Source organism: Burkholderia sp. SR8 (genome assembly GCF_052851275.1).
This window is the reverse complement of record NZ_JAULUC010000019.1, coordinates 50,963-71,966: the sequence shown is the minus strand read 5'-3', so window position 1 is coordinate 71,966 and position 21,004 is coordinate 50,963. Positions and strand designations below refer to the sequence as shown.

Genomic DNA, 21,004 nt, shown 5'->3' with positions numbered 1-21,004 from the left:
GATGCGAAACATCAAACGGAACAACAAGCGAACCATGAAAACTCAACAGACTGTGCTGCTCGCGGCGTGCGTCGCGACCGCCGTCGCGATGGCGGGATGTGCAGTGCCCCACACGCCGCCGCGATTTCCGGATGTCGCTTCCGCGTCTCCCGCGGGAGGCACGTTCGTCAACGTCGCCAATCTGCGCAACGTGAGTACGGGCCTCAACAAGGATCAGCTCTACGATCTCATCGGGCCGCCGCATTTTCACGAATGGTTCGTGGGCAATCACGTGTGGAACTACCTGTTCGACTTCCGTCGCGGCGACAAGGTGGTGTCCTGTCAGTATCAGGTGCAGTTCGACGGGAACATGCGCGTGAGCGCGACGTACTGGCGCGATCCGCAGTGTGCGGACTTTGTCTCTGATACCTCGACGGCGGCCGCCGCCGCGCCAGCGCCTCTCGAACAGTTCACGTTCGAGGGGGAGGCGCTGTTTCCGTTCGCGAAGTCGAGCCTCGATTCGATGCTGCCGGGCGGTCGCGCGGAGCTGGACGCGGCGATTGCAAAGATCCGCACCGAAACCGGCATGACGAACGTCGACGTCGTCGGCCACACCGATCGCATCGGTTCGGACGAAAGCAACCATGCGCTTTCGCTGGCGCGGGCCGAAACCGTGAAACGCTATCTCGCGGCGCGCGGAATCGACGCTGCACGCATTCGCGCCGATGGCGTCGGCTCGTCGCAATCGGTGTCACGTTGTCCGCCCGGCGAAACGCCGGCCGTCATTGCGTGCCTGCAGAAAGATCGGCGGGTGACCATTACGGTGTACGGGCAGCGCTGAATTCGCGCTACTGCGGACCGCGGTGCCGCCGAGTATGGCAGGTGTCGTTGCCGACGGTCCTCCGACGCGCGGGACTCCAAATCATGTATGCCCCGCCGGCTCCGCTGCGCTGCCGACCGACGCGGCAAGCGCGGCAATCCGCTGGGCGCGCAACAACACGGGCCGGTCGACCATCTTCCCGTCGACCGTCACCACGCCGCCATTCGCATCACGCATCGCATCGAGCACCCTTCGCGCCCAGCCCGCTTCTTCGTCGCTCGGCCGAAAGCACGTGTGCACGAACGCGATCTGTTTCGGATGGATGCACAGCTTCGCGCCGAAGCCCAATTGCTTGCCGTTGATCGCATCGCGCCGGATCCGCTCCCCGTCGTGAATGTCCGGCGTCACCCCGTCGACCGGCGATCCGATACCGGCGACCCGCGAAATCAACGCCAGTTGCGACCGGAAATGATTGAGCGAAACGCCGTCGTCCGACATGCCCATGTCCGCGATGAAATCGAGCGTGCCGAACATCAGCCGCTCGACGTACGGCGCCTTCGCGACGTCGAGCGCGTTCCACATGCCGTGCGCGCTTTCGATCAGCGGATAGACCGGCACGCGACGCCGGGCGAGCGCCACGACGGCGCACACGTCGTCGGCGCGCTCGGCTTTCGGCAGCACGATACCGGCCACGCCCTTCAACGCGCCCAGCGCGGCGTCGGCCTCGAACCACGGCGTGTGCCGCGCGTTGATCCGCACGAGCACCGGACGCTCCGGCGAAACCCACTGTGCGATCGCATCGCGCGCGGCCGGTTTCGCGTCCGGCTCGACGGCATCTTCGAGATCGACGATGACCGCATCGGCGCCGCTCGCAAGCGCCTTGTCGAAGCGATCCGGCTGGTTCCCCGGCACGAACAGGTAGGACTGCGCAAGCATCGAGGGCGCGACGCCGGCACCGGTGCGCACCGCGGGATCAGACAGCATCGACCATCTCCGGAACCCGTTCGAACAAATCGCCGACGAGGCCATAGTCGGCCACGCTGAAGATCGGCGCTTCCGGATCCTTGTTGATCGCGACGATCACCTTCGAATCCTTCATGCCGGCCAGGTGCTGGATCGCACCCGAGATGCCGACCGCGATGTATAGCTGCGGTGCGACGATCTTGCCGGTCTGGCCCACTTGATAATCGTTCGGCACGTAGCCCGCGTCGACTGCCGCGCGCGATGCGCCCAGCGCTGCCTGCAACTTGTCCGCCAGCGGCTCCAGCACCAACGCGAAGTTCTCGCCGCTGCCCAGACCGCGGCCACCCGACACGATGATGCTCGCGCTGGTCAGTTCCGGACGGTCCAGCTTCGTCACTTCACGGCTCACGAACTGCGACTTGCCTGCGTCTGCCGCCGCTTCGATCTTGTCGACCGACGCGCTGCCGCCTTCGGCTGCAACCGGATCGAAACCCGTTGCACGCACCGTGATGACCTTGATCGGGTCGCTCGACTGCACCGTCGCGATCGCGTTGCCTGCGTAGATCGGGCGCTCGAACGTATCGGCCGAATCGACCGCGGTGATGTCCGAGATCTGCGCGACGTCCAGCTTCGCGGCGATACGCGGTGCAACGTTCTTTCCGTAGGCCGTCGCCGGCGCGAGGATGTGCGAGTAGTTCGACGCGATCGTCAGCACGGTTACCTCGACGTTTTCCGCGAGGCCTTCGGCCAGTTGCGGCGCGTCGGCGAGCAGCACCTTCGAAACACCTGCGATCTTTGCGGCCGCATCGGCGGCCGCTTGCGCGTTGTGGCCCGCGACCAGCACGTGGATGTCACCGCCGACGAATTTGCCAACTTCGGCAGCCGCCGCCACCGTGTTCAGCGTCGCGGCCTTGATCGACGCGTTGCCCCCCAAGGGGGCTTCCTTCGGTGCGTCGCACTCTGCAATCACCAGAATCGTCATTTCTTTGCGCTCCCTCTTACAGCACCTTGGCTTCGGTCTTCAGCTTCTCGACCAGCGTCTTCACGTCCGGCACCTTCACGCCGGCCGCGCGCTTCGGCGGCTCGGCCACCTTCAGCGTCTTCAGACGCGGCGCGACGTCCACGCCCAGGTCTTCCGGCTTCACCGTTTCCAGCGGCTTCTTCTTCGCCTTCATGATGTTCGGCAGCGTCACGTAGCGCGGCTCGTTCAGGCGCAGGTCGGTCGTGACCACGGCCGGCAGCGTCAGCGACAGCGTTTCCGCGCCGCCGTCGACTTCGCGTGCAACCGTAGCCTTGCCGTCGGCGATCGTGACCTTCGATGCGAACGTCGCTTGCGGCAGCCCTGCGAGCGCAGCCAGCATCTGGCCCGTCTGGTTCGAATCGTCGTCGATCGCCTGCTTGCCGAGGATCACCAGTTGCGGCTGTTCCTTGTCGACCAGCGCCTTCAGGATCTTCGCGACGGCCAGCGGCTCGACGCTGTCGTTCGATTCGACGAGGATCGCGCGATCCGCGCCGATCGCCAGCGCCGTGCGCAGCGTTTCCTGCGCTTGCGTGACGCCGACCGACACCGCGATCACTTCGGTCGCGACGCCCGCTTCCTTCAGGCGCACCGCTTCTTCCACCGCGATTTCGTCGAACGGGTTCATCGACATCTTCACGTTCGCGATGTCGACGCCCGTGTTGTCCGACTTCACGCGGACCTTCACGTTGTAATCGACCACTCTTTTCACTGCGACCACGATCTTCACGCGCTGCTCCTCCATCGACTCGTTGGCAACCGTCCGCAATCGCCCGATTGCGCAGGCCATTACACGCGCAATCCGGTGCGGCGACAACTATCGATTGACTCTGCCGGTCATAGCCGCAGCCTATTGCGCAGCCCGTTCTCCGGCGCGGGATGCGACAGGGCCCGGATGATCCGGGCCCTGTCGTCGTTCAGCGTTGCGCAGCGAGCGCTTCGGTGATCTCGAGGAATCGCGCGATGTCGTCCGGCGCATGACAATGGAGCGGCGAAACCCGTACCGCGCCGGCGAGCCCGAACGATTTCAGCATCCGGCCCGAATACAGGCTCGATGCGACGCGCTCATAAACGATCACGCCGTGCTTCTCGTACTCCCGCACCGCCTGCGTCGGTTCGAGATTCGCGAAGCCGATCCCGACGATCAGGTCGCGCTTCGTCAGGTCGTCGTGATCCCAGTAGACGTCGACGCCGTCGATCGCGCGCAAACCATCGAGCAACGCAGCGAGCAGCGCGCGTTCATGCAGTTCGATCCGGTGCATGCCCTCGACGAACAGCGTGCGCCGCTCGTCCGAATCGATGAAATACCGGCCGATCCAGGACACGTAATCGACGATCGCCGACACGACCGCAAACTGCGCAGGCGCCGGGCTGCCGAGTTCCCATACGCCGTTCTCCTTCGCGGCGAGCCGGTGATGCGGCAACGCGGCCGCACGCGGCGACAGCCACGACATGCCCGAGCCGCGGCACCCGAAGAACTTGTACGGTGCGAAGTTGATCCCGTCGACCGGCGTGCGCTGCAGGTCGATGATCCCGTGCGGCGCATGCTGGACCGCGTCGACGACGATGAACAGATCGGGCTTCTTCTCGCGGGCGCGCGCAACGATCGTGTCGACGTCGAATTTCGCGCCGGAGATATTCGATGCAAACATCACACTCAACAGCGCGGTATCCGCGTCGACCAGCGACACGATCGCGTCGACGTCCACGCCGCCGGTCGCCGGATTGCTCGGCGCGATGCGCAGCGTCTTGCCGGTCCGTTCCGCGTAATACGTCATCGCATCGTAGGACGACGGATGCTCGAGCACGGTCGTCACCGCGTTGGTGCCCGGCACGTTCTCCATGATCGCGCGCACCATGTCGAACATCGCGCCCGACGCGGTCAGCGACGCATACACGGTGCCGCCGCGCGCGTTCAGGATCGTGCGAACGTCGTCCTCGCCGCGCGACTGGATCGCCTGCAGATCGAGCGCGCGCGCGTGGATGCGCTCCGGGCAATCGGGCAGCCCATCGATCCGTGCGTAAGCGTCGACGGCAGCCTTCAACCGGAACGACCCGCCCGCGTTGTCGAAGAACAGCCGCTCGCGGCCGTCGATGTCGCGATCGACGTGATGAAAGCGCGACTTGATCTGCTGCATCAACGCGTCGGGAAAAAGTGCTCCACGGGGACTGCTCATCTTCAATGCTCCTGTTTGCTTCGGAATGTGGTGCGATGCGTGCATGGCGGCGCTCAACCGCGCAGCGATTCGACGTACGCGCGGCCCTTTTCCGCGTCGTACTGGCCTTCCCATTTCGCGATGACGAGCGGCGCGAGCGCGTTGCCGACGACGTTCAGCGCGGTGCGGCCCATGTCCATGGTCCGGTCGACACCGGCGATGAACGCCAATCCTTCGAGCGGCAGCCCGGCGCTCGCGAGCGTCGCGAGCATGATCACGAACATGAAGCCCGGCACGCCCGCCGCGCCCTTCGACGTGACGACCATGGTCAGCGTCAGCAGCACCTGCTGCTGCCAGCCGAGGTGCACGCCATAGAGCTGCGCGACGAACAGCGTGCCGATGCCGAGATAGATCGATGCGCCGTCGAGGTTGAACGTGTAGCCGGTCGGCACCACGAAGGTCGTGATGCTCTTCGGCACGCCGTAGTCCTCCATCTTCTTCATCAGCTGCGGCAGCACGGTCGCCGAACTGCAGGTCGAAAACGCGATGATCAATTCGTCCTTGATCACGCGCAGCAGCGTCAGGATGCGGAACCCGAACAGCCGCGCGGTCACGCCGAGCACGGCGATCGCGAACAGCAGGATCGCGACGTAGGTGACGGCGACCAGCTTCAGCAGCGGCAGCAGCGATCCGAAGCCGAAGCTCGCGACGGTCACCGCGATCAGCGCGCACACGCCGATCGGCGCATAGCGCATCACCATGTTCGTCACCTTGAACATCGCGTCGGCGACGCCCCTGAGCATCGCGAGCACGGGCTTGCGATGCTCTTGCGGCACCGACTGCAGCCCGAGCCCGAACAGCAGCGAGAAAAAGATCACCGGCAGCAGGTCGCCCTTCGCCATCGACGCGACGATGTTGTCCGGGATGATGCCGAGCACCAGCGCCATCAGCCCGTGGTGCGCCTGCTGCACCTGTTGCGTGGCCTGCTGGTAACGGGAAATGTCGGTGTGCCCCAGTTGCGACATGTCGGTGCCGACGCCCGGCTGCAGCACGTTGCCGATCACGAGCCCGAGCACGATCGCGATCGTCGTGACCACCTCGAAATAGAGCAGCGTCTTGATGCCGAGGCGGCCGAGCGACTTGCCGTCGCCGACGCCGGCGATGCCGATCACCATGCTCGTGAACACGATCGGCACGACGATCATCCGCACCAGCTTGATGAAGATGTCGCCGGCGGGCTGCAGCAGCCCGGATACGGCCGTGTCGCGCAATTGCGGAAACCGGTGCAGCACGAGGCCGGTCGCGATGCCGATCGCGAGGCCGATGACGATCTGCCACGCGAGACCGATGCGCGGCTTGCGGGCCGCGCCGGCGACGGGCGGGGAATCGATGACGGTGTCCATGCTGTCTCCAAAAACGGGGGTTCGATTGAACGCTGCGCGCGATGCGGCGTGTTTTCTGGTGAATGCGCTCGCCGGGCGACGCAACGGGAGAACCTTAAACAGCCGAAATATGTAAAAAAAGCGATTTTTTGGTATGAGAACATATCGCTTTTATTCATTCGTCGAGTGACACGCGATGCTGACGTTCAAGCAGATGGAAGCGCTGTACTGGATCGTGCAGCTCGGTTCGTTCGATGCGGCCGCGACACGCCTGAACACGACGCAGTCGGCCGTCTCGAAGCGGATCCAGGAACTCGAACGCGCGTTCGACCTGACCGTGTTCGATCGCGCGCATCGCAGCGCACGGCTCACCGACAAGGGCGCGGAGCTGTTCGATCACGCGAAGGAATTGCTCGAGCAGCGCGACCGCGTGGTCGAGCGGATGAGTTCGAAGGAAGCGCTGGTGCGCCATGTCCGGATCGGCGTGACCGAACTGACCGCGCTGACGTGGCTGCCGCGCCTGATCGCGGCGATCCAGGCCGCGTATCCGCGCGTGCGCGTGGAGGCCGAGGTCGACCTGACCGCGACGCTGCGCGACCGGCTCGCGGCCGACACGATCGACCTGATCGTGGTCCCGCAGATTCATGCGACGGACGCGTTCACGGCGACGGTGGTCGGCGAAGTCGACAACGCATGGATGTGCGCGGCCGGATTCATGCCGAAGACCCGCGCCGCCATTGCGTTGACAGACCTCGCGCGGTTTCCGCTGATCCTGCAGGGGAACCTGTCGGGCACCGGCCACCTGTACACGCGCTTTCTGCAGGAACACGGCATCGCGATCCAGCGCGTGCTGTCGAGCAACAGCCTGCTCGCGCAGATCGGCCTGACGCTGTCGGGCCTCGGCATCAGCTATCTGCCGAAGGCGTGCGTCGCGCACCTCGTCGCGTGCGACGCGCTGCAGATCGTGCGCACGCGGCCGGCACTGCCGCCGGTTCGCTACGTCGCGCTGCATCGCGCGGAACGCGCGCAGTCGCTGACCGCCGAGCTCGTCCGGCTCGCGGCGCAGGCGTGCGATTTCAGCACGAGCCTGCTCGATCCGCGGGCGCACGACTAAGGCCGCATTCCGGCAACGCAACATCGCCGGCCGGCCGGCTGGCGCAGCGCGAATGGCGAACGGCGAGGCGCCGCCGGTCATCGCAATCGGGCGGCCTGCGAACCGCCGCTGTGCTGCTCCGCACAAACCGGTAGCGGGTTGCGCCGGCGCCGGTCACGCGGCGCCACCGGCGCAATCGCCGTCGCCCGAGCGGCCGCGACCCGGCGCTAGCGCAAACCCGGACCCGGTTGCACTGTTCATCGCGATTCTGGTCCTGTATCGTCCTTCCATCCCCGATCGCGAAACCGGTGCATGGGAGGCTCACGATGCGAAAAAAGAATGCTGCAGCCGTCTGGATCCTGATCGCGATGGTGGCAGGCATCGTGATCGGCTACATGATCTTCACGAGCTTTCCCGACAAGAAAGCCGCCGCCGAAGTCGCCGGGTACATCTCGCTCGTCTCCGACGTGTTCCTGCGCCTGATCAAGATGGTGATCGGGCCGCTCGTGTTCTCCACGCTCGTCGTCGGCATCGCGCACATGGGCGACGCGGCCTCGGTCGGACGCGTGTTCGCGAAATCGATCGGCTGGTTCGTCACCGCGTCGCTGGTGTCGCTGCTGCTCGGGCTGTTCATGGCGAACCTGCTGCGGCCCGGCGACAATCTCGGCTTGCCACTGCCGGACATCGGCGCATCGGCGAATCTCGCGACGTCCAAGTTCACGCTGAAGGATTTCGTCGGCCACATGGTGCCGAGGTCGTTCGCCGAGGCGATGAGCAACAACGAAATCCTGCAGATCGTCGTGTTCTCGATGTTCTTCGGCGTCGCACTCGCCGCGCTCGGCGAGCGCGGCAAGATCCTCCTCGCCGCGATCGACCAGCTGTCGCACGTGATGCTGAAGATCACCGGCTACGTGATGAAACTCGCGCCGCTCGCGGTGATGGCCGCAATGGCCGCCACCGTCGCGGTCAACGGGCTGTCGGTGCTGCTGAAGTTCGCGGTGTTCATGGGCGACTTCTACGTGAGCCTGTTCCTGCTGTGGACCTTGCTCGTCTGTGCCGGGTTGCTGTTCCTCGGGCGGCGGGTGTTCAAGCTGCTGGTGCTGATCAAGGAAGCGTTCATGCTGTCGTTCGCGACGGCCAGCTCCGAAGCCGCATACCCGAAGATCCTCGATGCGCTCGACCGGTTCGGCGTGCGGCGCCGGATTTCGAGCTTCGTGATGCCGATGGGCTATTCGTTCAACCTCGACGGGTCGATGATGTACTGCACGTTCGCGTCGCTGTTCATCGCGCAGGCGTACAACATCCACCTGTCGCTCGGCACGCAGATCACGATGCTGCTGGTGCTGATGCTCACGTCGAAGGGAATGGCCGGCGTGCCGCGTGCGTCGCTCGTCGTGATCGCCGCGACGCTGCACCAGTTCGGGCTGCCGGAGGCCGGGCTGCTGCTGATCCTCGGCGTCGACACGTTCCTCGACATGGGCCGCTCGGCCACCAACGCGGTGGGCAACTCGATCGCGAGCGCGGTGGTCGCGAAGTGGGAAGGCCAGCTCCTGTCGGAAGCGGAAGCCGAAGCCAATGCGGCGCGCATCGAAGCGGAACAGGAAGCGACGATCGCACATCCGACCGAAGTCTGACGGAGGCCCGGCGATGAAGATGCAGCGATTCTGGCGTGCGCTCGCGCTCGCGGGCCTGCTTGCCACGGGCGCGAGCGCGCGCGCGGAAGATGCGCCGTCGACGCTGCCGCGCGTCGAGCCGTTCGCGCCGGCCCAGCTGACCGGCACGCTCGCGAAAGTGCGCAGCAGCGGGACGATCGCGCTCGGCTATCGCGATGCGTCGATACCGTTCTCGTACCTGAACGCGCGCAACCAGCCGATCGGCTATTCGATCGAGCTGTGCAAGGCGCTCGTGTCGTCGATCGAGGATGCGATCAACCGGAGCCTGACGATCCGCTGGGTGCCGGTCACGTCGGACAACCGCATCGACGCTGTGGTCAGCGGGAAGGTCGATCTCGAATGCGGCTCGACGACGAGCAACCTGGAGCGCCAGCAGCGCGTCGCGTTCTCGCCGATCATCTTCGTGGCCGGCACGAAGGTGATGGTGAAGCGGGGCTCGCCGGTCCGCTCGTTCCGCGATCTCGCGGGCAAGAAGGTCGCGGTGACGGCTGGCACGACCAACGAGAAGGCGCTGCACGACCTGAACGAACGGTTCAGGCTCGGAATGCAGCTACAGGTGGTGCCGGACCATGCGCAGGGCTTCGCGCTCGTCGCGAACGGCGGCGCCGACGCGTTCGCGACCGACGACGTGCTGCTGTACGGCCTGATTGCCGAGAATGCGGCCAAGGGCGGCCAGTACGATGTGGTAGGCGATTTCCTGTCCTACGACCCGTACGGAATCATGTTCCGCAAGGACGACCCGCAGCTCGCGCAGGTCGTGAAAAGCACGTTCCAGGAGCTGGCCGCCGACGGCGAGATCGCGCGTCAGTACAAGCGCTGGTTCCTGCGTCCGCTTCCGTCGGGCCTGAGCCTCAACCTGCCGATGAGCCCGCAACTGGAGACCATCATCGAGACGATCGGCGTCAAGGGAGAATGAACGCGCCGACATGAATGACGAAACGGGAACGGCCCCGGTGCCTCACCAGGCATCGGGGCCGTTCACCGGACGCGACGCGTTCAGCCGACCCGCGCTGCGCCGTGCTGCTGCGCTTCGCCGCCGTCGCTGGCCGTTCGTGCCAGCACCGGCTTCAGCGCCTGCCCCGTATGGCTCGCCTTCACCTGCACGAGCCCTTCCGGCGGCGCTGCCGCGACGATCGTGCCGCCGCCCACGCCGCCTTCCGGGCCGAGATCGATGATCCAGTCGGCTTCCGCGATCACGTCGAGATCGTGCTCGATCACGACCACGCTGTGCCCGCCGTCGACCAGCCGATGCAGCACGCGGATCAGCTTCGCGACGTCGGCCATGTGCAGGCCGACCGTCGGCTCGTCGAGCACGTACAGCGTGTGCGGCGCCTTCTGCCCGCGCCGCGTGATGTCGTCGCGCACCTTCGTGAGCTCGGTGACGAGCTTGATCCGCTGCGCCTCGCCGCCGGACAGCGTCGGCGACGGCTGACCGAGCGTCAGGTAGCCGAGGCCGACGTCCTTCATCAGCTGCAGCGGATGCGCGATGTTCGAAATCGGCGCAAAGAACTCGACCGCTTCGTCGATCTCCATCGTCAGCACGTCGCCGATGTTCCGGCCGCGCCACGTGACGGCGAGCGTCTCCGGGTTGAAGCGCTGCCCGTGGCACACGTCGCACGGCACCTTCACGTCGGGCAGGAAGCTCATCCCGATGGTGCGCACGCCTTGCCCTTCGCAGGCCGGGCACCGCCCGTCGCCGGTGTTGAACGAGAAGCGCGACGCCGTGTAGCCGCGCGCCCGCGCTTCGAGCGTATCGGCAAACAGCTTGCGGATCGTGTCCCACACGCCGATATAGGTGGCCGGGCACGAGCGCGGCGTCTTGCCGATCGGCGTCTGGTCGACTTCGAGCACGCGGTCGATCTGCTCCCAGCCGCTCAGCGATTCGCAGCCCTGCCACGCATGCGTGACGTTGAGCGACGGCCGCGGCGCGCTGCGCGCGAGCACGCTCGAGCGGCGGTTCGCGGCCGGCGCATCCTGCTGCGCGGCCTTGCGCGCGCGGCGCGTGGCCGGCGACGACAGCACCGAGCGGCCGACCGCATCGAGCAGGTTCGTCATCAGCACGTCGCGCGCGAGCGTCGACTTGCCCGAGCCGCTGACGCCCGTCACCGCGACGAGGCGCGCGAGCGGAATGCCGACGGTGACGTCGCGCAGGTTGTGCAGCGTCGCGCGATGGACCGTCAGCCAGCCCTCCGGCACCGCCGGCGCGCCCCTCTTGTCCGGCAGGCTCACCGCACGGCGCGGCTGCAGCGGATGCGTCATCGGCTGCGCGAGCAAACGGCCCGTGACCGAATCCGGCTGCGCGGCCAGATCGGCGACCGCGCCCTCCGCGACCAGCGTGCCGCCGCGCTTGCCGGCGCCCGGGCCGACATCGATGATGTGATCCGCGCGGCGGATCGTGTCCTCGTCATGCTCGACGACGACGAGCGTGTTGCCCTTGTCGCCAAGCTTGCGCAGCGCGTCGAGCAGGATCTGGTTGTCGCGCGGATGCAGGCCGATCGTCGGTTCGTCGAGCACGTAGCACACGCCCTGCAGGTTGCTACCGAGCTGCGCGGCGAGCCGGATCCGCTGCGCTTCGCCGCCCGACAGGCTCGGCGCCGCACGATCGAGGCTCAGATAGCCGAGGCCGACCTCCTCGAGAAACGCGAGGCGGCTGCCGATCTCGCTGACGATGTCGCGCGCGATCTGCGCGTCGCGGCCGGTCAGCTCCAGCGTATCGATCCAGCGGCGCGTATCGGACACCGTCCACTGCGCGACCTCGACGATCGGATGCGCGTCGAACGTGACCGCACGCGCAGACGGGTTCAAGCGCGTGCCGTGGCAATCCGGGCACGGCTCGTTGCCGACGCCTTCCGGCTCCTGCTCGTCCGACGGCAAGGTTTGCTCGCGGCCGCGATCGTCGCCGGCGAGCACCGTGTCGTCGTACGCGGCGCGCTGTTCGCGCGTGAGCGTGACGCCGGTGCCGACGCAGGTCGTGCACCAGCCGTGCTTGCTGTTGTACGAGAACATCCGCGGATCGAGTTCCGGGTAGCTCGTGCCGCACACAGGACACGCGCGCTTGACCGACAGCACCTTGACCTCGCCGACGCGCGCGGTCGAATGATCGTTCTGCATCGCGTGGTGCAACCCGTCGAGCGGTGCGAGCAGGTGCATCACGCCCTTGCCGAGCTCGAGCGTCTCGTCGAGCCGACGCCGCAGCTCGGCCTCGTTGTCCGGCGACACGACGATATCGGCGACCGGCAGCTCGATCGTATGTTCGCGGAAGCGGTCGAGCTTCGGCCACGGATCGACGGGGACGAACTCGCCGTCCACGCGCAGGTGCGTGCTGCCGCGCGCCTTCGCCCACTTCGCGAGATCGGTATAGACGCCCTTGCGGTTCACGACGAGCGGCGCGAGGAAGCCGACGTGCTCGCCGCGATGGTCGCGCAGCAACTGCGCGGCGATCGATTCGACGGTTTGCGACGTGACCGGCGTGCCGTCGTGAATGCAGTGCTGCAGCCCGAGCTTCACGTACAGCAGCCGCAGGAAGTGCCACACTTCGGACGTGGTCGCAACCGTGCTCTTGCGGCCGCCGCGCGACAGCCGCTGCTCGATCGCAACGGTCGGCGGAATGCCGTATACGGCGTCCACCTCCGGCCGCCCGGCCGGCTGCACGATCGAACGCGCATACGCGTTCAGCGATTCGAGGTAGCGGCGCTGGCCTTCGTGGAACAGGATGTCGAACGCGAGCGTCGACTTGCCGGAGCCCGACACGCCGGTGATCACGTTGAACTTGCCGTGCGGGATGTCGACGTCGAGCGCCTTCAGGTTGTGCTCGCGTGCATTGACGATCCGCACGACGTCCTCGCCCTCGATCGCGCGCCGCTCGCGCGCGGCGTTCAGCACCGCCTGCAGCGGCACGCCTTCGTCGGCGAGCGCGGCTTCGCCGTCCATCGCGCGGTCGTACTGCAGCAGCGCGACGCCCGTATGCGATTGCGCGCACGCCTTCACGTCGTCGGGCGTGCCCGCGCACAGCACGCGGCCGCCGCCGTCGCCGCCTTCCGGACCGAGATCGATCAGCCAGTCGGCCGCGCGGATCACGTCGAGGTTGTGCTCGATCACGATCAGCGAGTGGCCGGCCGCGAGCAGCTTGCCGAACGCCTGCATCAGCTTCGCGATGTCGTCGAAGTGCAGCCCGGTGGTCGGTTCGTCGAACATGAACAGCTTCGCGCGCGCGATGCGCGCCTCCTCGCTGACGACGCGACGCCCGCCGGCGGCCGCCGCCGATTCGGCGAGGAAACCGGCCAGCTTCAGCCGCTGCGCTTCGCCGCCCGACAGCGTCGGCACCGGCTGGCCGAGCTTCACGTATTCGAGGCCGACGTCGACGATCGGCTGCAGCACGCGCAGCACGTCGGCGTCCGTCGCGAAGAACGCCGCCGCTTCGCTGACGGTCAGGTCGAGCACGTCGGCGATGTTCAATGCGCGGCCGTCGCGCTCGATCCGCACTTCGAGAATCTCCGCGCGGTAGCGGCTGCCGTCGCAGTCCGGGCAGCGCAGGTAGACGTCGCTCAGGAACTGCATCTCGATGTGCTCGAAGCCCGAGCCGCCGCAGGTCGGGCAGCGGCCGTCGCCCGAGTTGAAGCTGAACGTGCCGGCGCCGTAGCCGCGTTGCAGCGCGAGCGGCGCCTTCGCGAACAGCTTGCGGATCTCGTCGAACGCGCCGACGTAGCTGGCCGGGTTCGACCGCGTGGTCTTGCCGATCGGCGACTGGTCGACGAACACGACGTCGCCGACCTGGTCGGCGCCCGTCAGGCTGCGGAACGCGCCCGGCGACTCGGTCGCCTTGCCGTGGTGGCGCGCCATCGCCGGATACAGCACGTCCTGCAGCAGCGTCGACTTGCCGGAACCCGACACGCCGGTGACGCACACGAGCCGCTGCAGCGGAATCTCGACCGTCACGTCGCGCAGGTTGTGCTCGGTCGCGCCTTCGAGCACGATGCGCGGCGTGTTCGCGTCGACCGGACGGCGTGCCCAGTTCGACGCATGCGCGACGTGCTTGCGCCCGCCGAGATACTCGCCCGTCAGCGTGTGCGCGGCGCGGATGTCGGCCGGCGTGCCGTCGTAGACGATCGTGCCGCCGCGCTCGCCGGGCCCCGGGCCCATGTCGATCAGCCGGTCGGCCGCGAGCATCACCGACGGATCGTGCTCGACGACGACCAGCGTATTGCCCGCGTCGCGCAGCCGCTGCATCGCCTCGACGATCCGCGTGAGGTCGCGCGGATGCAGCCCGATGCTCGGTTCGTCGAGCACGAACAAGGTTTTGGTCAGCGACGTGCCGAGCGCGGTGGTCAGGTTGATCCGCTGCACCTCGCCGCCCGACAGCGTGCGGCTCTGCCGATCGGGCGTCAGATAGCCGAGCCCGACGTCGCACAGGTATTTCAGCCGCGTGCGCACTTCGGCGAGCAGCAGCTTCAGCGCATCGTCGAGCAGCGCGCTCGGCAAGCTCACTTCGTCGAAGAAGCGGCGGATGCGCTCGATCGGCAGCAGCATCAGGTCGTGCACCGTCAGGCCCGGCAGCGCTTCGAGCTGCGCGCGCGTCCAGTCGACGCCGCGCGGCATGAAGCGATCGGCCGGCGCGAGCACCGCGTCGGCGTTCGCCTTCGAGCCGAGCCGCCACTGCAGCGATTCCGTCTTCAGGCGCGCGCCGCCGCACACGTCGCACGGCGTGTAGCTGCGGTACTTCGACAGCAGCACGCGGATATGCATCTTGTACGCTTTCGATTCGAGGTAGCCGAAGAAGCGTTTCACGCCGTACCACTGGCTCTGCCACTTGCCGTTCCAGTCCGGCGAGCCGTTGATCACCCAGTCGCGCTCGGCGTCGGTCAGGTCGGACCACGGCGTGTCGCGGCGAATGTCCGCCTTCGCCGCGTAGCGCATCAGGTCGTCCTGGCACTCCTTCCATGCGGGCGTCTGCATCGGCTTGATCGCGCCGCCGCGCAGCGTCTTGCGCGCATCGGGGATCACGAGGCCGAGATCGACGCCGATCACGCGGCCGAAGCCGCGGCACGTCTCGCATGCGCCATACGCCGAATTGAACGAGAACAGCGCCGCCTGCGGCTCAGCGTAGCGCAGGTCGCTGTCGGGATCGTGCAGCCCGGTGGAGAAGCGCCAGATCTGCGGCTCGGCGAGCGCGTTCTCCGCTTCGGCGCCGAGCACGTAGACGTTCACGCGGCCGCCGCCGCGCTTCAGCGACGCTTCGATCGCCTCGACCACGCGCACCTTGTCGGCCTGTTGCACGCGGAAGCGGTCGGCGACCACGTCGAGCAGCTTGCGCGGGCCGGTGGGCGACGCGACTTCGCGCTGCGCCTGCACGCGCGTGTAGCCGCTCGCGGACAGCCACTGCGCGACCTCTTCCTCGGACGCGCTTTCCGGCAGCTCGACGGGGAACGTGACGACGACGCGCGGATCGTCGGCGCGCGTGCGCTCGACGAGTTCCGCGTAGATCGTCTCCGGCGTGTCATGCCGCACCTGCCGCGCGGTTTGGCGGTCGAACAGCTCGGCCGCGCGCGCGTACAGCAGCTTCAGGTGGTCGTTGAGCTCGGTCATCGTGCCGACCGTCGAGCGCGAGCTGCGGACCGGGTTGGTCTGGTCGATCGCGATCGCGGGCGGCACGCCGTCGACACGCTCGACCTGCGGGCGGTCCATCCGGTCGAGGAACTGCCGCGCATACGCGCTGAACGTCTCGACGTAGCGCCGCTGGCCTTCCGCGTACAGCGTGTCGAACACGAGACTCGACTTGCCGGAGCCCGACGGGCCGGTGACGACCGTCATTTCGCCGGTGCGCAGGTCGAGATCGAGGTTCTTGAGGTTGTGCTGACGTGCTCCGCGAATGCGGATCAGATTGCTGGATGACAATTTGCCTGCCCGTCTGAATGAGTTAGCCGGAATTCACGGTGCCGGAACGCTGCGGCGGATGCCCGCAGGCGCGGCGCGCGTGCGGCCAGGGTCATGCCCGGGCCGCGCGAGTTCGACGGATACTATACTGTATATTCATACAGTTTTCCACGGGCATCCCGAGCGCCCCGATCCACGGGCGCCGGCGGCCCGCAACGTTGGGTTCAGCCGCGGGCGGGCGCCGCCGTCGCCTGCGCGATGCACGCACGCGCGAGCACGTCGGTCGGATCGACGAGCGTGACGCGCTCCCCGGTTCGCGCGACATATTCGCCGCCCGGAAGCAGGATCGGCAGCTCGGTGCAGCCGAGCACGATCACGCGCACGCCCTGCGCGATCAGCGCGTCGATCGCGGCGCCGAGATCGTCGACGCAGCGTCCGGTCGTGAAGCCGGCCTTCACGCCGTGCTCGCCGTAGATCGCGTCCATCACGCGCGCCTGCAGCGCCGCGCTCGGCGCCACTTGCCGGAGCCCTTGCGACGCCAGCGCCTTTTCATACACTCCGCTCTCGATCGTGCCGGATGTCGCGAGCACGCCGATCTCGCGCAGCGCCGGATAGGTATCGCGCAGGTAGGCGGCCGTGACGGTCAGCATGTTGACGATCGGAATGCCGAGATACGGCTGAATCCGCTCGACGAACGCATGCGCGGTATTGCATGGAATCGCGATGACGTCGGCGTCGCCGTCTTCCAGCTTCTTGCAGGTCGCGTACAACGAGATTGTCGGATCCGCGCCGGTACCCACCAGGTTCTCGGTCCGGTCGGGAATCTGCGGATTCTGCTCGACCAGCAGCTTGACATGGTCCTGATCGCGCGACGCCGGCGTGTTGCGCACGATCTTGTCCAGAAAGTCGACCGTCGCCGCCGGCCCGACACCGCCGACCACGCCGATCTTGAATGCGGCCGCGCGCACATGCGGCTGTCCGGTCACCGCGTACTGCGCATATGCGAGATTCGAATCCACGAGCGGCACGGATTGCGGGCCGATTTCATCCAGGACCAGCGCAATCTCGGTCAGGCCCGGGACGATCACCTGCACACCTTGATCGATCAGGTCGTCGCATGCGCGCCGCAACAACTCGACCGGCCGGCCGCGCAGGTTGCCGCGCTTGATGCCGTCGGCGCCGTAGATCGCGTCGGTCACGAGGTCGATCCCGTCGTGCGGCCGCGGATGGACGATCTCGAACGCCGGCGCTGAAAAATACGCATCGAACAACCGCTTGTCGCGCACGTAGTCGGAAGCCAGCACGCCGATGCGCGTCGCGTCGGGATACCGCCGCCGTACGTGGCTGCGCACCGCGTCGACGATATCCACGATCGGCAGGCGGGTATTCGCCTTCAGTTCGCCGATGAACGTGTGGCTCAGGAAACACGGCAGCACGATGGTCGTCACGCCGCGCTTCTCGAACTGCCGGATCATGTCGAACACGTACAGCTTGCGTTCGATCGTGGCCGCGCTCCCGGACCCCGAGCCCTTGAACGGGTATTGTTCGAACACCACGTCGACGTGCTCGTCGTCCGACGACGCGGGCGTCGCCTTCACCATCTTGAAGAACACGTCCGCGCTGGCGAGTGGCCCCAGGCCGCCGACCACGCCGAATTTCCGCCGGGCGTTCGCGCTATCGGTGCGCGTCATGCCTTCAGCTCCGGCCGGTCGAACGCCGCGCGTTGCGACTTCGCGGCACGCCGGCTCTCCCATTTCGCGATCACCGCCGTCGCCACGCTGTTGCCGATCACGTTCGTCATCGTGCGGCCCATGTCGAGGATCTGGTCGATCGCGAGCACCATCGCGACGCCGGCCGCCGGCAGATGGAACATCGGCGCGACCGCCGCGACCACGACCACCGAACCGCGCGGCACGCTCGCCATGCCCTTGCTGCTCAGCATCAGCACCAGCAACATGAAGACCTGCTCCGACAGCGGCATGTGCACGCCGAACGCCTGCGCGATGAAGATCGCGGCGAACGCCTGATACATCATCGAACCGTCGAGGTTGAACGCATAGCCGAGCGGCAGCGTGAAACCGACGACCTTCTTGTCGACACCGTATTTCTCGAGCTGCTCGGTCAGGCGCGGATACGCGGCCTCGCTGCTGGCCGTCGAAAATGCGATCAGCGCCGGTTCGCGCACGGCCTTCAGCAGGCTCCCGACGCGCCGCCCGAGAAACACGTAGCCGGCACCGATCAGAATGGCCCACAGCACGAGCAAGCCGAGATAGAACGAACCGATCAGCTTGCCGTACGTGTAGATCACGTCGAGCCCGCGCAGCGTGACCGACGACGCGATCGCACCGAACACGCCGAGCGGCGCCGCGCGCATCACGTAGTTGGTCAGGCGCAGCATCACCGGCACCATCCCGTCGATCGACTGAATCACGACGCCGACGCGCCGGTCGTGCTTCAACGCGCTCAGCGCGATGCCGAGAAATAGCGAGAACACCAGGATCTGCAGGATGTCGTTGCGCGCCATCGCGTCGAGCAGGCTGGTGGGGAACGCGTGCGTGATCACGTCGCGCGCGTTCAGGGCGGCGGTGTTCAGCCCGGTATCGACGTCGCCGGCAGTCTCCGCGAGATTCAGGCCGACGCCCGGCTGCAGCGCATTCGCCATCACGAGGCCGAGGCCCAGCGAAATCAGCGATGCGCAGACGAACCAGCCGATCGAGCGCAGGCCGATGCGGCCGACGTCCTCGCCGCTGTCCATGCCGGCCAGCCCGGACACGAGCGTGACGAACACCAGCGGCGCGATGATCATCTTGATCAGGCGCAGGAAGATGTCGGTGACGATCGAGAAATAGCCGGCCACCGCCTTCAGCGTGGCCGGGTCCGCGATGTTCGTGTGGCACGCGTAACCGGCGACGACGCCGACGATCATGCCGACTGCGATGCTCAAGGTAAGGCGATTCTTCATGTCCATTCGTCCTTGGGTGGCGCCCGGCCGCCTGAACGCGGTGAGCGCTATGGGAAGGCCGCGCGACGCTTTTGATGCGTCGCATTTGCCGTTGGAACGAATGGTAGGGACCGCCTCTGAAGCCGTGATGCCGGTCCGACATGGCGGTATGCGAGCCCCGCATAACGCGGGAAAACCCCGACTCAGCCGAGCCGCGAACGCTCCGCGCGCAGATGCTGCCACAGCGTGTCGAGGAATTCGCTGCGATTGGACACGTCGCGATACACGCGCAGTTCGACGTCGAGGTTCCAAGCCGTGGGCCCGGCCGGCACGAGGTCGCCGGCCGCCAGCTCGGCGGCGATCGCGCTGCGCGGCAGCCACGCGACGCCCTCGCCTTCCATCACGAGCTTTTTCAGTACCTCGGCCATGTCGGACTCGTAGTGCAGCTGCAGCGCCGGCGCATCCGCGGAACGACCGAGCAGCAGCGCGAGACAACGTCCGAAGTAGCTCGTTTCCGTGTACGAAATCAGCGGCAGCGGATGCTGCTTCGTTCCGGGAAGGCGAAACGCGGGCGCCGAACGACGGTTCGGCCGGCACGCCGGCATCAACGTATCGAGACCCACGGTCAGGTGCTCGTATTTCGCCGGATCGAGATGAAGCGGCAGCGCCGGATGGTGATACGCAAACATCAGCTCGCAGTTGCCGTTGACGAGCATCAGGATCGAATCATGGACGTTGGTCGGAATGACCCGCGCGCGCACTTCGCCGAAATGCGGGGCCAGCGCCTTGAGCCACGCCGGCAGGAAACTCAGTGCGATCGTGTGGCCGGCGGCGATCTGCAGGCCCTTGCCGGCGATCCGCTGTTCGGTGCGGATGATCGCGCGCGTGTCGTACAGACGGCTCAGCACGTCTTCGGCCGTCTCGCGAAACAGGCGCCCGGCCGGCGTCAGCACGGGCGGGAAACTGCTGCGGTCGATCAGCTCGGCGCCGATCCACTGCTCGAGCGACTGGATGCGGCGGCTGAAGCCCGATTGCGTGACGTTGCGAAATTCGGCCGCCCGGGAAAAGCTTTGATACTGAGCGAGCGCGAGGAAATCCTCGATCCATTTGATTTCCATGATGGCCCTGGAGGTCGCGGGTGGGTCGGCCCGCGCGTCACCAACGCGATGGCGACGCGGGCGCGCCGACGGACGCTCACATTGTATGTGCTGCGTCCGGCTCGTCGGGCCGGCATTCGGCCCGCGGCCTCCTGCGGCGCTGCGGCTTCATTCGCGGTGACGCAACCGCGATATCGCACACGCTTGCCGCGCGGGGCGTTGCCGCTCGCTTCGTCGAACGTCCGCCTTCTCGGCTGCCGTTGCCGCAAGCGCGCCGGCCGGGCGGTTCCGTCGGCCGCGCGTGCGGCAACTGCCCGCTACGGATTACTTCTGCAGCGAGATTTCCACGCGGCGATTGCGCGCGCGCCCTTCGGCCGTGTCATTCGACGCGGCCGGATTCGCTTCTCCATGTCCGGTCGCGGCAAACGCATCCGCCTTCAGCCCGTGTTCGCGCAAGTACGCGGCGACCGCATCGGCCCGGCGCTTCGACAGCGCCCGGTTGTGCGCATCGGAGCCGGTTGCGTCCGTATAGCCGTCCACTTCCACGCGCGCGAAATGCTTGTCGCCCTGCCGGCTCAGCAGCTTGTCGAGTGCGGCGCTGGCCGCGGGCGTCAGCACCGCGGAATCGGTCGCGAAGTACGCATCGCCGGTCAGGCTCACTTTCTCGACCGGAGCAGGCGCCGGCGCAACCGTCGCAGCCGCCGGCGCAGGCGCCGCGCCGCACTGGAACACGAGCGAATGCGGATCGGCGCCGTCGCGGTAAGGCGTGGTCGAATCGATGCGGCGCACGGGCTCGTTGCCGCACATGCGCGTCGCGACCTTCATGCAGGTGTTGACGCTCGACAGGATGCCGTGGCAGTCGACGCGGAACGTGCGGATGCCGTCGCGCGGCTGCAGTTCATAGGCGTTGAAGGTCGGCCCCGACGCGCTCGAGCAGGCAGCGAGGGAAACCACGGACGCCAGCAGTGCAAGATGAATGTTTTTCAATTGATGACTCCGAGAATGCGATGGG

Annotated in this window: 14 protein-coding genes; 4 read left to right on the top strand and 10 right to left on the bottom strand. The window is 66.9% G+C overall.

Translation table 11 applies throughout. The features are described from left to right. Position 1: 1 nt before the first annotated feature. Positions 2–820, top strand: coding sequence for an OmpA family protein (locus tag Q3A80_RS22540; RefSeq protein WP_446331082.1), 819 nt, complete (start codon positions 2–4; stop codon positions 818–820). Between the two features lie 81 nt (positions 821–901). Here Q3A80_RS22540 and Q3A80_RS22535 read toward each other — a convergent pair whose 3' ends face one another. From Q3A80_RS22535 to gltP, 5 genes are all read right to left on the bottom strand, one after another. After that, on the bottom strand, positions 902–1,783 hold the full coding sequence (locus Q3A80_RS22535) for an HpcH/HpaI aldolase/citrate lyase family protein (protein ID WP_446331081.1): 882 nt from the start codon (positions 1,781–1,783) through the stop codon (positions 902–904). Beyond that, complete coding sequence (locus Q3A80_RS22530) at positions 1,773–2,744, bottom strand: electron transfer flavoprotein subunit alpha/FixB family protein (RefSeq protein WP_446331080.1); 972 nt, start codon at positions 2,742–2,744, stop codon at positions 1,773–1,775. Before Q3A80_RS22530 ends, Q3A80_RS22535 begins: the two co-directional genes overlap by 11 nt. Before the next feature lie 16 nt (positions 2,745–2,760). After that, positions 2,761–3,510, bottom strand: coding sequence for an electron transfer flavoprotein subunit beta/FixA family protein (locus Q3A80_RS22525; protein WP_175670069.1), 750 nt, complete (start codon positions 3,508–3,510; stop codon positions 2,761–2,763). 187 nt (positions 3,511–3,697) lie between these two features. After that, positions 3,698–4,957, bottom strand: a complete 1,260-nt coding sequence (locus Q3A80_RS22520; RefSeq protein WP_446331079.1) for an aminotransferase class V-fold PLP-dependent enzyme — start codon at positions 4,955–4,957, stop codon at positions 3,698–3,700. Between the two features lie 53 nt (positions 4,958–5,010). Next, positions 5,011–6,339: a glutamate/aspartate:proton symporter GltP gene (gltP, locus tag Q3A80_RS22515; RefSeq protein ID WP_446331078.1), complete on the bottom strand. Its 1,329-nt coding sequence runs from the start codon at positions 6,337–6,339 to the stop codon at positions 5,011–5,013. A 175-nt stretch (positions 6,340–6,514) separates the two neighbouring features. On the opposite strand from gltP, the gene Q3A80_RS22510 reads away from it, so the two are divergent. The 3 genes from Q3A80_RS22510 to Q3A80_RS22500 all read left to right on the top strand — a co-directional run bounded on the left by Q3A80_RS22510 (position 6,515) and on the right by Q3A80_RS22500 (position 10,000). After that, entirely contained in the window at positions 6,515–7,432 is a 918-nt protein-coding gene (locus Q3A80_RS22510) for a LysR family transcriptional regulator (protein WP_446331077.1), read from the top strand. Positions 7,433–7,737: 305 nt separating this feature from the next. Beyond that, positions 7,738–9,045: a dicarboxylate/amino acid:cation symporter gene (locus Q3A80_RS22505; protein ID WP_446331076.1), complete on the top strand. Its 1,308-nt coding sequence runs from the start codon at positions 7,738–7,740 to the stop codon at positions 9,043–9,045. A gap of 13 nt (positions 9,046–9,058) precedes the next feature. Then, positions 9,059–10,000 (top strand): amino acid ABC transporter substrate-binding protein, encoded by a 942-nt coding sequence (locus Q3A80_RS22500; RefSeq protein ID WP_446331075.1) that lies wholly within the window; start codon positions 9,059–9,061, stop codon positions 9,998–10,000. Positions 10,001–10,080: 80 nt separating this feature from the next. Here the strand turns inward: Q3A80_RS22500 and uvrA are convergent, their stop codons facing one another. The 5 genes from uvrA to Q3A80_RS22475 all read right to left on the bottom strand — a co-directional run bounded on the left by uvrA (position 10,081) and on the right by Q3A80_RS22475 (position 20,979). Further along, the gene (gene uvrA / locus Q3A80_RS22495) at positions 10,081–15,975 is read right to left on the bottom strand and encodes an excinuclease ABC subunit UvrA (RefSeq protein ID WP_446331074.1); all 5,895 of its coding nucleotides are present in this window, start codon (positions 15,973–15,975) and stop codon (positions 10,081–10,083) included. Positions 15,976–16,178: 203 nt separating this feature from the next. Beyond that, positions 16,179–17,645, bottom strand: a complete 1,467-nt coding sequence (locus Q3A80_RS22490; RefSeq protein ID WP_446331073.1) for an aspartate/glutamate racemase family protein — start codon at positions 17,643–17,645, stop codon at positions 16,179–16,181. Next, a complete protein-coding gene (locus Q3A80_RS22485; protein WP_446331072.1) occupies positions 17,642–18,916 on the bottom strand; it encodes a dicarboxylate/amino acid:cation symporter in 1,275 nt (424 codons plus the stop codon). Before Q3A80_RS22485 ends, Q3A80_RS22490 begins: the two co-directional genes overlap by 4 nt. A 182-nt stretch (positions 18,917–19,098) precedes the next feature. Further along, a complete protein-coding gene (locus tag Q3A80_RS22480; protein WP_446331071.1) occupies positions 19,099–20,013 on the bottom strand; it encodes a LysR substrate-binding domain-containing protein in 915 nt (304 codons plus the stop codon). 303 nt (positions 20,014–20,316) lie between these two features. Further along, positions 20,317–20,979, bottom strand: a complete 663-nt coding sequence (locus Q3A80_RS22475) for an OmpA family protein (protein WP_446331070.1) — start codon at positions 20,977–20,979, stop codon at positions 20,317–20,319. Positions 20,980–21,004: the final 25 nt, after the last annotated feature.

Excerpts from the sequence above, each read along its gene's own strand:
- Q3A80_RS22540 (WP_446331082.1), top strand. The coding sequence starts at position 2 with ATGCGAAACATCAAACGGAACAACAAGCGAACCATGAAAACTCAACAG.
- Q3A80_RS22535 (WP_446331081.1), bottom strand. The coding sequence starts at position 1,783 with ATGCTGTCTGATCCCGCGGTGCGCACCGGTGCCGGCGTCGCGCCCTCG.
- Q3A80_RS22530 (WP_446331080.1), bottom strand. The coding sequence starts at position 2,744 with ATGACGATTCTGGTGATTGCAGAGTGCGACGCACCGAAGGAAGCCCCC.
- Q3A80_RS22520 (WP_446331079.1), bottom strand. The coding sequence starts at position 4,957 with ATGAGCAGTCCCCGTGGAGCACTTTTTCCCGACGCGTTGATGCAGCAG.
- gltP (WP_446331078.1), bottom strand. The coding sequence starts at position 6,339 with ATGGACACCGTCATCGATTCCCCGCCCGTCGCCGGCGCGGCCCGCAAG.
- Q3A80_RS22510 (WP_446331077.1), top strand. The coding sequence starts at position 6,515 with ATGCTGACGTTCAAGCAGATGGAAGCGCTGTACTGGATCGTGCAGCTC.
- Q3A80_RS22505 (WP_446331076.1), top strand. The coding sequence starts at position 7,738 with ATGCGAAAAAAGAATGCTGCAGCCGTCTGGATCCTGATCGCGATGGTG.
- Q3A80_RS22500 (WP_446331075.1), top strand. The coding sequence starts at position 9,059 with ATGAAGATGCAGCGATTCTGGCGTGCGCTCGCGCTCGCGGGCCTGCTT.
- Q3A80_RS22490 (WP_446331073.1), bottom strand. The coding sequence starts at position 17,645 with ATGACGCGCACCGATAGCGCGAACGCCCGGCGGAAATTCGGCGTGGTC.
- Q3A80_RS22485 (WP_446331072.1), bottom strand. The coding sequence starts at position 18,916 with ATGAAGAATCGCCTTACCTTGAGCATCGCAGTCGGCATGATCGTCGGC.
- Q3A80_RS22480 (WP_446331071.1), bottom strand. The coding sequence starts at position 20,013 with ATGGAAATCAAATGGATCGAGGATTTCCTCGCGCTCGCTCAGTATCAA.